Here is a 466-nt window from a genome sequence, read left to right on the forward strand (position 1 = left end):
GGCCTTTGCCGGTGCAGACACTTTGGAACTCATCTGAGCAAACCCCGATTCAACGCAAATCCCCGGGCCGCTTCTAGCATGGACGCCACATCTGTGGCGAATACGGCGCTAACCGCCCGGACACGATTTGATTCAAAAAGTTACACGTTCCCCGGGCCTTAAGCCTATGAAACATAGTGCTGATCGGCCCGGATCGCGCGATTCGGAGCGTGCTGGTTACGACCTTTGGTAGTCGTCTTCAATCCGGATGATGTCGTCTTCCCCGAGATAGGAGCCGGTCTGGACCTCGATCAGTTCCAGCATGATCTTCCCGGGATTCTCCATCCGGTGCACCGCGCCCATCGGGATGTAGATCGACTCGTTCTCGTGCACCATCTTCACGGTGTCATCCACGGTCACCTGCGCGGTGCCGCGGACCACGATCCAGTGCTCCGCGCGGTGGTGATGCATCTGCACAGACAGCTTC

The 466-nt window shown here is 58.2% G+C and carries 1 protein-coding gene; it reads right to left on the reverse strand.

The genetic code is table 11. The features are described 5' to 3' along the window. Positions 1-216: 216 nt before the first annotated feature. Positions 217-466 (reverse strand): cupin domain-containing protein (locus tag AACY49_RS30795; RefSeq protein WP_339528076.1); only part of this gene is annotated, 250 nt, incomplete at its 5' end.

Origin of the sequence: Pseudomonas sp. EL_65y_Pfl2_R96, assembly GCF_963970905.1 — a bacterium.
Classification (GTDB): Bacteria; Pseudomonadota; Gammaproteobacteria; order Pseudomonadales; family Pseudomonadaceae; genus Aquipseudomonas.